15 protein-coding genes are annotated in these 13,750 nt (G+C 41.1%); 8 read left to right on the forward strand and 7 right to left on the reverse strand.

The window, feature by feature from the left end; genetic code table 11:
* The first annotated feature begins 97 nt into the window (after positions 1–97).
* From KKZ03_RS14565 to KKZ03_RS14575, 3 genes are all read left to right on the forward strand, one after another.
* Positions 98–355, forward strand: coding sequence for a hypothetical protein (locus KKZ03_RS14565; protein WP_243217540.1), 258 nt, complete (start codon positions 98–100; stop codon positions 353–355).
* An 829-nt stretch (positions 356–1,184) separates the two neighbouring features.
* Positions 1,185–1,844: a hypothetical protein gene (locus KKZ03_RS14570; RefSeq protein WP_243217541.1), complete on the forward strand. Its 660-nt coding sequence runs from the start codon at positions 1,185–1,187 to the stop codon at positions 1,842–1,844.
* 362 nt (positions 1,845–2,206) lie between these two features.
* Positions 2,207–2,437, forward strand: coding sequence for a hypothetical protein (locus KKZ03_RS14575; RefSeq protein ID WP_243217542.1), 231 nt, complete (start codon positions 2,207–2,209; stop codon positions 2,435–2,437).
* Positions 2,438–2,441: 4 nt separating this feature from the next.
* Here the strand turns inward: KKZ03_RS14575 and KKZ03_RS14580 are convergent, their stop codons facing one another.
* From KKZ03_RS14580 to KKZ03_RS14610, 7 genes are all read right to left on the reverse strand, one after another.
* Positions 2,442–3,197, reverse strand: coding sequence for an IS5 family transposase (locus KKZ03_RS14580; protein WP_243217187.1), 756 nt, complete (start codon positions 3,195–3,197; stop codon positions 2,442–2,444).
* 124 nt (positions 3,198–3,321) lie between these two features.
* Positions 3,322–3,651 carry a hypothetical protein gene (locus KKZ03_RS14585; protein WP_243217543.1) on the reverse strand — a complete coding sequence of 110 codons (330 nt, stop codon included), beginning with the start codon at positions 3,649–3,651 and terminating at the stop codon, positions 3,322–3,324.
* Positions 3,652–3,803: 152 nt separating this feature from the next.
* Positions 3,804–4,832: an agmatine deiminase family protein gene (locus KKZ03_RS14590; protein ID WP_243217544.1), complete on the reverse strand. Its 1,029-nt coding sequence runs from the start codon at positions 4,830–4,832 to the stop codon at positions 3,804–3,806.
* 32 nt (positions 4,833–4,864) lie between these two features.
* The gene (recN, locus tag KKZ03_RS14595) at positions 4,865–6,544 is read right to left on the reverse strand and encodes a DNA repair protein RecN (protein WP_243217545.1); all 1,680 of its coding nucleotides are present in this window, start codon (positions 6,542–6,544) and stop codon (positions 4,865–4,867) included.
* Positions 6,545–6,549: 5 nt separating this feature from the next.
* Positions 6,550–7,434: an NAD(+) kinase gene (locus tag KKZ03_RS14600; protein WP_243217546.1), complete on the reverse strand. Its 885-nt coding sequence runs from the start codon at positions 7,432–7,434 to the stop codon at positions 6,550–6,552.
* 189 nt (positions 7,435–7,623) lie between these two features.
* Complete coding sequence (locus KKZ03_RS14605; RefSeq protein ID WP_243217090.1) at positions 7,624–8,004, reverse strand: transposase family protein; 381 nt, start codon at positions 8,002–8,004, stop codon at positions 7,624–7,626.
* Positions 7,958–8,461, reverse strand: coding sequence for a transposase family protein (locus KKZ03_RS14610; RefSeq protein ID WP_243217091.1), 504 nt, complete (start codon positions 8,459–8,461; stop codon positions 7,958–7,960). The genes KKZ03_RS14605 and KKZ03_RS14610 overlap by 47 nt, the downstream gene beginning before the upstream one ends.
* A 163-nt stretch (positions 8,462–8,624) precedes the next feature.
* Between KKZ03_RS14610 and KKZ03_RS14615 the strand changes: the two genes are divergently transcribed.
* The 5 genes from KKZ03_RS14615 to KKZ03_RS14635 all read left to right on the forward strand — a co-directional run bounded on the left by KKZ03_RS14615 (position 8,625) and on the right by KKZ03_RS14635 (position 13,502).
* Positions 8,625–9,803: an NAD(P)/FAD-dependent oxidoreductase gene (locus KKZ03_RS14615; protein ID WP_243217547.1), complete on the forward strand. Its 1,179-nt coding sequence runs from the start codon at positions 8,625–8,627 to the stop codon at positions 9,801–9,803.
* 143 nt (positions 9,804–9,946) lie between these two features.
* Positions 9,947–11,344, forward strand: coding sequence for a dihydrolipoyl dehydrogenase (gene lpdA, locus KKZ03_RS14620; RefSeq protein WP_243217548.1), 1,398 nt, complete (start codon positions 9,947–9,949; stop codon positions 11,342–11,344).
* Positions 11,341–12,066 carry a DUF445 domain-containing protein gene (locus tag KKZ03_RS14625; protein WP_243217549.1) on the forward strand — a complete coding sequence of 242 codons (726 nt, stop codon included), beginning with the start codon at positions 11,341–11,343 and terminating at the stop codon, positions 12,064–12,066. The genes lpdA and KKZ03_RS14625 overlap by 4 nt, the downstream gene beginning before the upstream one ends.
* Positions 12,066–12,836, forward strand: coding sequence for an alpha/beta fold hydrolase (locus tag KKZ03_RS14630; RefSeq protein ID WP_243217550.1), 771 nt, complete (start codon positions 12,066–12,068; stop codon positions 12,834–12,836). Before KKZ03_RS14625 ends, KKZ03_RS14630 begins: the two co-directional genes overlap by 1 nt.
* Before the next feature lie 123 nt (positions 12,837–12,959).
* Entirely contained in the window at positions 12,960–13,502 is a 543-nt protein-coding gene (locus KKZ03_RS14635; protein WP_243217551.1) for a hypothetical protein, read from the forward strand.
* Positions 13,503–13,750: the final 248 nt, after the last annotated feature.

Below are 13,750 nucleotides of genomic sequence, written 5' to 3' on the forward strand. Positions count from 1 at the left end.
TGACTCAAAATAGCTTTTCCTCGCTACGATTCCTATCCTCGGACTGCCTCCTTTGGGGCTTATCGAGTTACACTACTATTTTACTAAAGAGGTAATTATGTTACATATCACATCAAAAAAAAGCACATTGCTGTTATGTTTTTGCGTTATATCTGTCCTGTTGACTCCATCTATCGTATTGGCTGCATCAGAAACCGGGTCGATAGCAGCGACTCAGGCTGCTGATCAAAAGGCTGCACTGGCAAAAAAAGCGGCTGATAGACAGGCTAAAAAAGCGGTTAAGGCACAAGTACCTGCCGAGGAACAAAAGGCTATCAAGACAGAAATACCTGTTGATGAACAAAAGCAACAATAATTGGTAATTCGTAAGGTGGATTCGGCGATAGGCAACACCCCATGCTTTAAGAGAGTGGTGGCGGTTGCTGTCACTGTCACGAAACTGCCCTACCAGTCACCAGGAGGCTTTCGAGAATAGAAAATCTACTGCGGAAATGCTATTTTGGACCTATTTTCTGCTCATTTTCTTTTAATAGAACAACTATTTTCCTTAAATGACCAAAATAGCCGCCCCTCGCCAGGTGCTTATATTAAAAAGCTTTTTTCGTATGATGATGGTTAAAAATCATGGAACAAAATTACCCTTGTTCTGTGTGTAATGTCAACGAAAGCAAATTGTGTTATATCTCAGCCGGTATCAGGAAGTTGGCTGGCATGAACAAGAAGTCAGCATTTATCAATACAATTATGCAAGAGATTAAAAGTCGTGCACTTACTTCTGATTAAAATGTTTCATGTCATTTTGTTCATTAATTGTATTGATCCTTTAGTTACAGAGCCATAAATCGTAATAATTGCAGAAGAAAACACTGCCATAAATCGTAATAATTGCAGAAGAAAATACGGTAACTGAACTTGATTTATTTCCGGGAAACCAATTCGACTCCTGTCTGGTGCTGATTGCCTATTGAATTGTTACATTTTGTTACAATTGATAGAGTGTTTTTGGTTATCGCCTAAGGTAAACTAATGTCTCTTTAATTAGTAATTCTGAGTATTAGTTTTCAGAAAATAAAGAGTTTAGTGAGCAATTGTTGCTACATTTATATTTGTGTTGCGGCAATGGCCCTTTAGGTGTGTTAATTAAGAACCTCTCTTAATTCATACCCGCATTCATGGGTAGTTGTATGAAAAAATATATGGTTAAAACTTTAGTGGCAGGTCTTGCTGTTTGTGCCGTTAGTGGGGCTCAAGCCTCTCCTATTGTTGGTTTGTATAACACTGGCGCAGGTATCACGATTAACGGTACAACAGATACCAACTATGCCTTGACTAATTCGTCTGGTGCTGCAATTTACGGCAACTACGGAGAAGCGGCAGTTGGGTCAGGTTGGCCCATTAGCCCATGGCTTGCTGATAATAGTACTTCACATTGGTTAACGCCTACCAGCAATAGAGCAGAAAGTTATGACTCTTCCTCTGCTGGAACCTACAAATGGACGCTGCAATTTGATTTGACTGGTTATAATGCGACTACAGCTTCATTTGAAGGTAAGTTTTCTGCTGACAACAGTGCTGTTGCTTATCTGAATGGTAATAACATCGGATCGGCGGCAGGATTTTCAAGTTGGTACAACTTTTCAGCAGGCAGTAGCTTATTTAATGCTGGCGTTAACAATTTGGAGTTTGTCGTTACTAATCTTAAAGGATCAGGCAACCCAACCGGTTTACGTGTTGAGATGACAAATTCCAATGTATCAGCGGTGCCACTACCTGGTGCTGTTTGGTTTTTTATGTCCGGTATGCTGGGATTGTTGGCGGTAAAGCGTAAATCGAAAAGTATTTAAAGAGACCAATAAAAATTATTCCATTAGGACGTATTGTTGGCGTTCTTTTAGCTTGTGATAATGTCTGTGCACTGAAATTCAAACAATTAGATGCGTAAGACATTAGCCTTAGGGCGTTATTTAAGGTAAATTAGCATATTTTACTGGTTAATTTTAATCACTATAACTCATGGATTTTTATACCAATGATTCGATGCCTATCGGTTCATTGGTTTTTTTAATTTTATAGACTCCCAGAAATTCAGGTTTCCATATTAACCAGTTAGAAAGCTTTTAAAAATGAGTGATTTGTTATCTAATACTTGGAAATTATTTACCTGAAATTATAGGTATATTATGTGCCATAAAAGTTGAGGTTTACATTGACTGAAGATAAAAACGACACCATCAAAAAGCTTGGCGAAGAGGACCAAGAATTTAAACGTTTTGCAAATAGAGGCAATAAACTTAAATGGACCTGGTTCATTGGTGTTTTTGTCATGGTTGTCAGTTTGCTATACGGAGATACTGCCCAGTTGTTTTTAGCAGTTTTTGCAGCAGTTTATATAGCGATTACAACAATGAATTATTTTAAGTCTACTAGGTTCTGTTGACGTTTCACCTCAGCCATAAAAGCACCGAGGAAAATGATAGCATCCCCATGTAATTAATAGCTTTTTTCTCATATCGTGTAGCAATTCTGCGATAGTGCTTGAGCTTACCGAACATACATTCAATGGCATGCCGCTCCTTATAATGCCAATAATCGCACTCAATATCTTCTTTTCGGTTCGATTTAGGTGGGATAACCGCTTTTATTTCACGACTGGCTAACCACTCCCGCAACTCGTTCGTGTCGTAGGCTTTGTCTGCTAAAACGGCTGAAGCATTAACATTTTCCAATAAAGATATGGCTTGCTTGCATTCAGCCTCCTGCCCGCCTGTCAGGATAAATTTGATGGGCATGCCCAAGCCATCACAAAGCGCGTGAATCTTACAACCAAATCCACCTTTGGAGCGCCCAAGTGCTTCATTCTCAGCAGAACTATATGCCGCTCCAGCTGCGCAGGCATGTGCTCTAATAACTGAACCATCCATGGAAACATCTTGTAAATCAGCGTCTTCAGCAAGATGACAGAGAATTTCACCCCATATGCCATTGATACACCAACGTGAAAAACGCTTGAAGATGCTATTCCATTTACCATACGTTGACGGTAATACACGCCACTGTGCTCCCGTACGTAATATCCACAAAATGGCATTAACAAACTGCCTGCAAATATCGGGTAAACCGATATGAACTCCAGGCAATTTTTTTAAGCTTGCCAAAATACGAGTCCACTCTTCATCACTTAATGTTATCCGCTTCATTTCATTCAAAACGACTTATTCTACCGGATTGGTGAAACGTCAACAGAACCTAGTAAGTTGGGTTAGGTAATCGCCGTAACGCAAGACATGGAAGTCATCAACTGTTGTCGACAATAATTGGGCTTTATTGTTTATCCAGTTTGGCTTTGGCGGTATCTGTGGCACTCTTGATTTTTTCTACGGCTACCCGAAATTTATTTTGTTGTTCAGTCGCTGTCTTGGCGATGATGGCATTGTCGGCATTGGCTTCATTAATGATGCAGCTATTATAAGCATTGGCTTTTTGTTGCCATTCATTAATCAAGTTGATACTTTGGTTATAAGTCTCAACATTATCCTGTTTAATAACCGGAACTTCGGGTTCAGCTCCACAAGCACTGGGCGACCAAGTGCCGTTATTGATAGTCCCCGCCGTGCCGACAGAGATAGTAACGACAATAAATATCGCAGTCATAAAAGCTTTTTTTAGCATTGTTAAAGCCTCTTATCTATGGGTTTTTTGATGATTAATTTTATCTGGACTATTGGTATATATCGAGCTAATAAGCCGGATTATAAACACACCGGACAGGTTGATGCAACCCGTCCGGCGCAGTTATTGGTTATTTATACCGCAGGAACCAGCACACCTTCAGGAAATTGCATGGTCATACAATGCAAACTGCCATATTGATGCACCAGTGGTCGGCAAGGTATCGGGATAATTTTATGCTCCGGAAAGCACTCAGCCAGCCGCGTTAAAGCTATGTCATCCATGGGATCACCATAAACAGGCACCAAGACAGCATGATTGATGATTAAAAAATTGGCATAATTGGCCGGCAATTGTTGCCCTTCTTCATCATAAATCGGTTTTGGCAGCGGTAACGAGACTAAATGGTAGGGATCGCCTGCCTGATTTCTAAAGTCCTGTAATTGCATTTTCATGTATTTCAGGCTGGTATAGTGTTGGTCATCAGGATCTTTACAGCTGGTATAAGCAATAGTATTTACTGAGCAAAAACGCGCCAGGGTATCAATATGGGCATCGGTATCATCACCGGACAAGTTTTCCTGATCCAGCCATAACACCCGTTTGGCGCCCAAATTTTCCAACAATTGCTGTTCTATTTCCTGTTGCGTTAAGCCTTTATTTCTATTGGGGTTTAGCAGACATTGTTTCGTCGTTAAAATAGTGTCAATGCCGTCACTTTCAACACTGCCGCCTTCTAGTATAAAATCAACATCCTTGTAAGCTTTACCTTTAAAGGGTTTTTCATTTAACAGTTTGTGATTGAGGGCATTGTCGTTTTGATGCTGATATTTTTCGCCCCAACCATTAAAAAGAAAATTGAGATGGGTAATGGCACCCTCTTTTTCTACGCTTAAAAAAACAGTATCTCTAACCCAGATGTCATTAACTGTGGCATGAATGAAGTCAATAGCTTTATGGTTACTGACTAACGTTTGAATATGTTGCTGATGGCTGTCATCCCTGCAGACAATTATTAGGGGTTGATATTCGGTAATCGTATCAGCAATGATACTGTACGATTGCTCTACAGACTCAAGTCGATTACTAAAGTCGCCCGTATTATGTGGCCAAGAGATTAAGACGGCGGATTGTTTTTCCCATTCGGCTGGAAATCGATTCATTGGTTTTAGTTTCCTGATGTAGTACCTTCCAGCTATTTGCCGGAAGTAGATTGAAATAACATTTCTTTGGCATGTGCCAAGGTATTGGCTGTGATAGTAACGCCGCCTAACATTCTGGCAATTTCTTCAATGCGTTCTTCACCTTCCAACAATCTGACACTGGAAGAAGTGATATCGGTTTTATTATTTTTTTCAACGTAGAGATGGTGATGTGCCTGTGCGGCAACTTGCGGTAAATGCGTGACGCACATGACTTGTCGACTATGGCTCAAACTACGTAATTTTTGCCCGACAATTTCAGCAACGCCGCCTCCGATACCTGAATCCACTTCATCAAAAATGAGTGTGGGTGTAGTTTTATCATTAGAGGTCGTTACTTGTATGGCTAAACTAATTCGCGATAATTCTCCTCCTGAAGCGACTTTAGCCAATGGTTTTGCTGGCAGTCCCGGATTGGCACTGATTAAATATTCGATTTTATCTTTACCGTTTAGTTTTGGGATATCGGTATCCAAATCGGTAATATCAACTAAAAATTCACCTTGCGGCATCCCCAATTCTTTGATCATGTCTGAAATTTGTTTTTGTAATTTTTGTCCGGATCGATTGCGTTGCCCGGATAATTTTGTCGCTAGTTGGTGATATTGGGCAAGTAACTGGGCTGTTTCGGCGGTTAACGTTTCGATACGTTCACCGCTATGGGTTAGTTCGTCCAGTTCAGTTTCCAGCTTATCGACCAGTTCTGGTAGTTCATCTGGGGTAACATGATGTTTTCTGCTGAGATTCTGAATGACACCAATCCGGTTTTCAAGTGCTTCCATGCGCTGGGGATCGGCTTCCTGAGATTCCAAAAAGCGCCGTAACTGAGTGGCGGCTTCTTCTGTCTGAATTTGAGCTTCTGATAATAGCGTGCATATTTCAGTTAACTCCGGCGCAAATTGGGCAATATGAGTCAATTCGCTGACACTATGGCTAAGCATTTGATTAACTGATTGTTGGTCACTCTCATAAAGCAGGTCAACCTGGGCTTGTCCTGTAGATAATATTTGTCCCAAATTTGCCAGTTTGCCGTGTTCTTCTGAAACGGAAGAATAACTAAAGTTTGCGATATCCAACTGTTGTAATTCTTCAATCTGGTAACGCAACAATTCTTCGCGTTCAGTTTGGTCTACGCTGGCTTTAATAAGGCTCGCCAACTCTTTATGGGCGAGCAACCATTGCTTATAGCAGATATTGACTTGATCAAGAAGGTTTTGATTTTTTGCATAGGCATCCAGTAAACGGCGCTGCTCATCACTATTAAGCAACGTCAGATGTGCGTGTTGGCCATGAATTTCAACCAATTGTTCACTTAGTTCCTGCAAGAACTGCAAAGTAACGGGACGGTTGTTTATATAGGCTTTTGAGCGGCCGTCCTGATTAACAATACGCCGAATTAAACAGTGCTGTTCATCATCCAGTTCATTTTCTTTCAGCCATTGTTGGACACCAGGCGCATCGCTTAAATCAAACTCAAGATTAACTTCGGCGCGTTTACATTCCGGACGCACGTAACCGGAATCTGCTCTGTCGCCGAGCGCAAGGCCCAAAGCAGTTAACAAAATAGATTTTCCCGCTCCGGTTTCGCCGGTAAGAACCGACATGCCTTTTTCCAGATCAAGGTCGAGTGATTTGACTACGGCAAGGTCAATGATATTTAGATTTATTAGCATGGGGGTTAGCTGTGGTAGCCGCTGCTCCAGTTTAATTTGTTCCTGAGGATTTGAAAGAAATCATGACCTTCAGGATGTAAGATTCTAATGGGTTTTGGGTCTTTTTTAATCAAAATTTTGTCACTGATTAATACATCCGGTATTTCAATGTGGTCACAGGTCACCAGGGCGTTGATTTGCTTGGTTTGGCAAAAGCTTATTTCAATTTCAGCCGAATCATGAATAACTATTGGCCGGTTTGATAAGGTATGCGGATTAAGCGGCACCAATACCAAAGCGTTTAATGAAGGATACAGAATGGGGCCTCCCGCCGATAAAGAATAAGCCGTTGATCCGGTGGGTGTGGAAATCACCAAACCGTCCGAACGTTGTGAGTTTAAAAATACATTATCAATTTTAGTGACAATTTCAATCATACTCGGAGTTACCCAACGATGGATTGCCACTTCATTAACGGCAGTTTCTTCATGAATAACCTTGTTGTCGCGGATGATTTTTGCCCGTAATAAATAACGTTTTTCTTCCGTATAATGGCCTTGAAGTATGTAGAGCAATTTAGCCGGTGCTTCACGGGGCGATATATCGACCAAAAAACCCAGTCTCCCCAGATTAATGCCAATCAATGGGACATCATATTTAACAATGGCACGAGCGGCGGCCAGAAAAGTCCCATCGCCACCCACGGCAATAACAACATCGCAATGTTGCCCCAGTGCTTCCATGGAATACGCTTTAATAGTGTTGTTTTTAATAAACTGTACACTATTTTCAGCAACACACACCGTGTATTGATGTTCAATTAAATAATCGTAAAGCCCGGTTAACGTATCAGCAATACCAGGGTCACTGGGTTTTCCTATGATGCCTATCGTCTTAAAAGGAGTCTGCATTAATAAATTACAATCGGTAAAAAGTCTGATTATACAAAAAAACAACTGTGAGCCTAGATTTATCGGTTTTTTTGTTCCAAAGACCGCTTGGCTTAAGCTGTGTGATAATGGATAAAAATAGCTTAATCAGCCTTAAGACTACGCCTTATTGCTGGTCTTTGGTTAAATTTTAGTCATTAGACATCTTTCCTAAATACAGCCATAGCGTAAGTTAACAAGAGCAGCCACTAAATTCCATGTCAAGGAGTAATGCTTGTGTTTGCCCCGATAAACATCTTTGGCAATCCTGAAAATTTTGCATCGGCGATTAACATGCTCAATAAAAATACGCTGTTTTGATAGTGCCTTATTATCGGCTTTGTCTTCTGCCGAAAGCGGTTGGCCTTTTTTCTTTTTAACCGGTAGAGTCGAGTTCTGATGGTGTTTCTTTATCCCTTGGTATCCGGAATCCGCCAACAACAGGGCATCAGGATGTAACAATAGACGGCTATCTTTGAAGATCGAAAAATCATGCTGTTGACCTTTACCTATCACTACGGAGAGTATAGTCATCGTCAATAGGCAGATCACGAGTTGGACTTTGATCGTGTGGCGTTTTTTTTCCTGAAAAGTACGCTTTCTGGTTTTTAACAGGGCGCTCGATAGGCTGCTCCGAAACATCAATGACCACGGTAGCTGCGGGATCTTCCAACAGTGCTTTGCGGTTGGGCAGTTTTTCGATTTTGATCAATAGTCTTACAGTGCGAGTATAGATTTTATGGCAATACGATTCGCTGATGTCGAAGACCGCAGCCAGATTTATCAACGTCGGATAGTGACGAAGATAATAGAGTGTCAGTAACAAGCGGTCTTCCAAAGCCATCTTGGAGTCTTTTCGTCCCCGTCTAGTCAGTGGATTAAGGACTTTTTGTTCGTCCAGGTAAGTCACCAGCTTACCGTGAAGATGCAGAAAATCTTCTGGTGACAGGCCGACAGTCCTTAAAAATTCTTCAGGCTTGTGTCTTGGCAATTGGGCATAAGGAGTCATGGCTATCCGTGTTTTCAGAGGTAGATCGCTATTTTAACCCTATCAAAGCCAAATTCTATGTCAATTATTTAGGAAAGATGTCTATTCTAACAATGGCCACATTTAGTTTTATAAAGAACAACACGAATAGCGTATAGTTAGAAGTTTTGTGTAGGTGTAGTTCATGACTGAAACCGATGTTATTATTATCGGGGCAGGCGCATCGGGTCTGATGTGTGCTATTGAGGCAGGCAAGCGGGGACGACAAGTACTGGTTTTGGATCATGCCAATAAAGCCGGGAAAAAAATCCTGATGTCCGGTGGTGGCCGCTGTAATTTCACTAATTATTCTATTGATCCGGATAATTTCATTTCAAATAATTCGCATTTTTGTAAATCTGCACTCAGTCGCTATACGCAGTGGGATTTTTTGGCATTAATCGCACGCTATAAAATTCCTTATCACGAAAGAGATCATGGTCAATTATTTTGCAAAGACAGCGCCAAAGATATTCTAATCATGTTGTTAAAAGAATGTGCTGATGTTGGCGTAGTTGTGCAACTTAACACCCCTATAGAGCGTATCGAACAGCTCAACAACCGGTTTCATCTTAAAACCGGCAATGGGATGTTTAGCAGTCAATCTTTGGTGGTTGCTACCGGCGGGCTTTCCATTCCAAAAATGGGTGCAACGCCTTTTGGTTACAAAATAGCACAGCAATTTGGCATTAACATTGTTCCCACGCGAGCAGGTTTGGTGCCATTAACCCTGCAACCGGAAGATAAAGAACAGTTTTCGCCTTTATCGGGCATAGCCGTACCTTGCCGTATCAGTAATCAACGGCAGAGCTTTATTGAAAATGTACTGTTTACCCATCGTGGCTTAAGTGGACCCGCTGTGTTGCAGATTTCTTCCTATTGGTTGGCAGGAGAGTCTGTGTTGATTAACTTGTTGCCTCAAGTTAATCTGGAAACAGAGCTTAAAGTAAAACGTCAGCAAAAATTAAAGAACACGTTAAAAACCATTTTGGATAGTTATTTACCCAAGCGACTGATTAGCTGTTTGTTACCTGATGAATTATTAAATATTTCTTTGCCTGATTTATCCGATCGTCAGATTCAGCAGGTTGCCGATCAGTTGCATAACTGGATGATTAAACCTAATGGCACTGAAGGTTACCGTACTGCAGAAGTCACTGTTGGTGGTGTGGATTGTGATGCGCTTTCATCTAAAACCATGGCCAGCAAACAAGTACCCGGACTTTATTTTATTGGCGAAGTCGTTGATGTGACAGGTTGGCTCGGTGGCTATAATTTTCAGTGGGCTTGGTCATCTGCTTGGTGTGCCGGGCAATATGTTTGAAACAGGTGTTAAACTAAGCCATAACTACTATAAAACTTATTCCGGATTTACTGAGAGTTCCTTTAGGTAAACCGGTAGAATTTAAAAACACTATTCAAAGTCCCTGTGATGTTAACTATTGGGCTAAATCCAACACTAAAGGTATGCAATTGAAAACACAAGTTCTGGTACTGGGCGGTGGCCCTGGCGGCTATACGGCAGCATTTCGCGCGGCTGATTTAGGTAAACAGGTCATACTGGTTGAGCGTTATCCGGTATTAGGCGGTGTTTGTTTAAATGTCGGTTGTATCCCTTCAAAAGCCCTGTTACATGTAGCTAATGTACTTAATGAAGCGAAAGATTTAAGTCCTGCAGGCATTAACTTTGTGCAACCGGAAATTAATCTGGGGCAATTGCTCGACTGGAAAAACAAAATCAGTACCCAGCTTAATGCCGGTTTGGCTGCATTGGCAAAACAGCGAAATATAAAAGTGATCACTGGTACCGGGCGCTTTGTTTCTGACACACAAGTACAGGTTGATGCACAATTAATTGAATTTGAACAAGCCATAATTGCCGTCGGTTCTCAGCCGGTTAAAATACCTTCGTTTCCTAATGATGATCGACGCTTAATCGATTCAACCGATGCGCTTAATCTGGAAGACATTCCTGAAAAACTGTTGATTGTTGGTGGCGGTATTATTGGTCTGGAAATGGCAACCATTTATAACTCGTTGGGCAGTAAAATCACCATTATTGAGATGCAGGAACAAATTATTCCCGGTTGTGATAAAGATTTGGTCAGGCCGTTAATGACGAAAATTAAAAAAGACTATGACAATGTCTTTTTGGATACTACCGTTAGCAGTATTGTGTCCGTAGTTGATGGTTTAAAAGTGACTTATCAAGGCAAAGCTGCACCTGAATCCGATGTCTTTAATAAAGTTTTGGTTGCTGTCGGCCGTAGACCCAATGGTAATTTGTGTGGCGCGGATAAAGCCGGGGTTACTATCGATGAGCGTGGATTTATTCCTGTGGATAAACAACAGCGTACCAATATAAAGCATATTTTTGCTATTGGCGACGTGGTTGGTAATCCCATGCTGGCTCATAAGGCGACGCATGAAGGTAAAATTGCTGCCGAAGTTATTTCAGGATTGGCCTCTGAGTGGCGGGCGTTGACGATTCCTTCGGTCGCTTATACGGACCCTGAAATAGCCTGGATGGGATTAACTGAAAATGATGCCAAAGCACAAGGCATAGATTATGAAAAAGGTACTTTTCCGTGGGCAGCCAGTGGAAGATCACTTTGTATAGGGCGTAAAGAAGGCCTGACTAAATTACTTTCTGACAAAAAAACCGGACGAATCTTGGGTGCCGGTATTGTTGGCACTAATGCCGGTGAATTAATTGCCGAAGCTGTGCTGGCACTGGAAATGGGTGCCACTGTTGAAGACCTAGCCTTAACTGTTCATGCGCATCCTACTTTGGCGGAGACCTTAGGATTGTCAGCTGAAATGATTGATGGCACTATTACTGATCTCTTTATTAAAAAACGATGAAAAAACCTCTGAATAAAAGCATTATTACCAATCTTGTCGCTGTTGCCATTATTATTTTGGGCGCCATCAGTCCGGTATTGCCGGGTTTAATCACCTCCATCGGTTTTTTTGCGCTGTCTGGAGCTGTCACCAATTGGCTGGCTATTTACATGCTGTTTGAGAAGGTGCCATATTTATACGGTTCCGGAGTGATACCTGATCGCTTTGAAGAATTTAAGCTCTCCATCAAGCAATTGATGATGCAGCAGTTTTTTACCGTCAAAAATATTGAGCAGTTTATTCAAACAGAAGAGGGACAAGGGAGTAAGATGTTAAATCTTGAGCCTTTTTTAAATGCAGTCGACTACGACCGAATCTATGAAAGCCTGGTTTCATCAATTATGGAATCTTCTTTTGGCGGTATGTTGTTAATGATGGGTGGCCCGGATGCTTTGGTGCCATTAAAAGAACCTTTTACCGAGAAAATGAAAATCACCCTGATTGACATGATTGAATCCGATCGCTTTAAAGCGGCGCTCAAGGAGGGGTTGGATGCCCATAAAATTGGCGTCGATATTATCGATAAAATTGAAACGGTCATAGACACACGTCTGAATGAATTAACCCCGCAACTGGTTAAAGAAATGGTGCAGGCTATCATTCATGAACATTTAGGCTGGCTGGTCGTTTGGGGCGGTTTTTTTGGCGGCTTGATGGGCGTATTGTTCGCTCTTATTGTCTAATGGAAACAGTTGCTTTAGTCTTTGAAGAACTGGGTAACCCCGCTGATGCACCGCTTATTATTCTACATGGTTTTTTCGCATCCTCGCGTAATTGGCGTCAAGTAGCGGAAAAGCTGGCGGCTAATTTTCATGTTTATGTATTGGATTTACGTAATCACGGCACATCACCACATCATCCGGTCATGGATTATCCGACCATGGCAGCGGATCTGTTGCAATTTATGGATACCCACCACTTAACAACCGCCAGTGTGCTGGGGCACAGCATGGGTGGTAAGGTAGCGATGTGGTTCGCACTAAACCATCCAGAGCGCATTGATCAATTAATCGTCGTTGATATTGCCCCCATCAGTTATACGCATTGTTTTAATCATTTGATTAAAGCATTAAAGGCACTGCCGCTATCCAAAATCAGCAATCGTAAACAGGCCGAGTTATTTTTGGCTACGGACATACCTGAACTGAGTTATCGCCAGTTTTTGTTGCAAAATCTTATCCTGAAAGATGGCGCCTATGACTGGCGTGTTGATCTGGATATTTTTTTGTTTATGGCACCTAATATCATCGCCTTTCCTGATGGTGAGAAAATAGCCCCCTATACTGGAAAAACCTTATTTTTGGCAGGTGCTCAGTCCGACTTTGTCAAAGCAAGCGATATAAACACATTATTTCCAAATGCGACACTGACTGTCATTGGCAATGCCGGACATTGGTTGCATGTCCAACAGCCGGATATTTTTATAAAGCAGGTTGAAGAGTTTTTTGTGTAGGCCTACGGCTATGGCTTAATCCAAAGGCTTACGTTAAAAATTTTACACATAATGCATATTTAATAATTCCTCTACTATACTTTTTATTGTTGTTACTCACTTTCAATATTTGGTATTTATTTTATGAGAATTTTAAAATCTTTGGCTTTGGTTTCTTTACTGGTTGCACCTATTTTAGGTGAAGCTTCTACTATAAATTTGGGACCTATTGCGGCAGACTCCTCTGTATCATTCAGTTCTGGAACTCTATCCGGTAGTTTTACTGATACCTATAGTTTCACTACTACAGGTACTGTCGGTATTGCTGCATTTATTAGCAGTCTTTCAATCAATTTTGGACCTGTTACTGTTATACCATTAATAACAAGTTTTTCTGCTGTTCTTGATGGAAATGCTTTAACTTTTTCAAGTACTCCTGGCAATTTGTCAGCAGGTCCATATACATTTAATACTGTAACTGAATTTTTGGCGGGTGGAGAAATATCTAGTAGTTCTTTACCCCATAAGTTATTGATTAGTGGAACAAGTAATATTGGTGGCTCTTATGCCGGTAATATTGCTGTTGCAACTGTTGCTGCGGTACCTTTACCTGCCGGTGTCTGGTTGTTTATAACAGGTTTGATGGGATTGGCTTATAGTGGCAAGAAAAAAGCACAACATGCTTAAGTAATAAAGGTTGATAAATAGAATATCTGACTGCCCATTTAAAGGACGTTTTATAGATAGTATCACTGTAAAAGATATTATCTGTTTCTTTTAAGTTGATAGTTGGTTTTCTTATTTAAAAAAACGGCGGCCTTGGGTCGCCGTTTTTGTTTCTGTAGTATTAGTTACCACTGTATGAACAGTTATTGGTGCTTGTATACTTGGCATTTAGAACACTACAGAGTATTTGTAGTAGTATAGGAAATATA

Origin of the sequence: Methylobacter sp. S3L5C, assembly GCF_022788635.1 — a bacterium.
In the GTDB taxonomy this organism is placed as follows: Bacteria; Pseudomonadota; Gammaproteobacteria; order Methylococcales; family Methylomonadaceae; genus Methylobacter_C.